The following is a 1796-nucleotide window of genomic DNA, read 5'->3' on the forward strand; positions in this document are numbered from 1 at the left end:
GTGAGAAAAGGATCCGGAGAGTCGACCCCGCCACCCGAAGGCAGCCGGCCCGGTCCCTCAGGACCCAACAGCGTGCATGTACCCGACTCCACCGCCCCGACGCGTTCCCAACCCGAAGGCTGTACTGACGCGAGACGATCTCACCGAGCACCTAGTTCAATGTTCCACCCATGAGCTACCAGCAAAGACATTCGCTTTGATCTGGCGCCTGGAACACCCTGCGGTGTCCAGATGCTCCTTAGAAAGGAGGTGATCCAGCCGCACCTTCCGGTACGGCTACCTTGTTACGACTTAGTCCTAATCACCGATCCCACCTTCGACAGCTCCCTCCTTGCGGTTAGGCCACTGGCTTCGGGTGTTACCGACTTTCATGACTTGACGGGCGGTGTGTACAAGGCCCGGGAACGTATTCACCGCAGCGTTGCTGATCTGCGATTACTAGCGACTCCGACTTCATGAGGTCGAGTTGCAGACCTCAATCCGAACTGAGACCGGCTTTTTGGGATTCGCTCCACCTTACGGTATCGCAGCCCTTTGTACCGGCCATTGTAGCATGCGTGAAGCCCAAGACATAAGGGGCATGATGATTTGACGTCATCCCCACCTTCCTCCGAGTTGACCCCGGCAGTCTCCTATGAGTTCCCACCATGACGTGCTGGCAACATAGAACGAGGGTTGCGCTCGTTGCGGGACTTAACCCAACATCTCACGACACGAGCTGACGACAACCATGCACCACCTGTATACCGACCTTGCGGGGCAACCATTTCTGGAAGTTTCCGGTATATGTCAAGCCTTGGTAAGGTTCTTCGCGTTGCATCGAATTAATCCGCATGCTCCGCCGCTTGTGCGGGCCCCCGTCAATTCCTTTGAGTTTTAGCCTTGCGGCCGTACTCCCCAGGCGGGGAACTTAATGCGTTAGCTGCGACACGGAGACCGTGGAAAGGTCCCCACATCTAGTTCCCAACGTTTACGGCGTGGACTACCAGGGTATCTAATCCTGTTCGCTCCCCACGCTTTCGCTCCTCAGCGTCAGTAACGGCCCAGAGAACTGCCTTCGCCATCGGTGTTCCTCCTGATATCTGCGCATTCCACCGCTACACCAGGAATTCCATTCTCCCCTACCGCACTCTAGTCTGCCCGTACCCACTGCAGGCCCGAGGTTGAGCCTCGGGTTTTCACAGCAGACGCGACAAACCGCCTACGAGCTCTTTACGCCCAATAATTCCGGACAACGCTTGCACCCTACGTATTACCGCGGCTGCTGGCACGTAGTTAGCCGGTGCTTTTTCTGCAGGTACCGTCAAGCCGAAGCCCTTCTTCCCTACTAAAAGAGGTTTACAACCCGAAGGCCGTCATCCCCCACGCGGCGTTGCTGCATCAGGCTTTCGCCCATTGTGCAATATTCCCCACTGCTGCCTCCCGTAGGAGTCTGGGCCGTGTCTCAGTCCCAGTGTGGCCGGTCACCCTCTCAGGCCGGCTACCCGTCGTCGCCTTGGTGAGCCATTACCTCACCAACTAGCTGATAGGCCGCGAGTCCATCCTTGACCGAAAAACTTTCCACCCGCACCCGATGCCGGGGCAGGTCGTATCCGGTATTAGACGCCGTTTCCAGCGCTTATCCCAGAGTCAAGGGCAGGTTACTCACGTGTTACTCACCCGTTCGCCACTAATCCACCCAGCAAGCTGGGCTTCATCGTTCGACTTGCATGTGTTAAGCACGCCGCCAGCGTTCGTCCTGAGCCAGGATCAAACTCTCCGTAAAAAAATTACGACCCCCAACCCCGAAGAGAAGG

General features: G+C 57.1%; 1 rRNA gene. It reads right to left on the reverse strand.

The window, feature by feature from the left end:
- Window positions 1–242 precede the first annotated feature (242 nt).
- Window positions 243–1765 (reverse strand): 16S ribosomal RNA (locus C5C82_RS16870).
- Window positions 1766–1796: the final 31 nt, after the last annotated feature.

The sequence above is a fragment of the Rathayibacter sp. AY1D5 genome (assembly GCF_002932515.1).
Lineage (GTDB): Bacteria > Actinomycetota > Actinomycetes > Actinomycetales > Microbacteriaceae > Rathayibacter.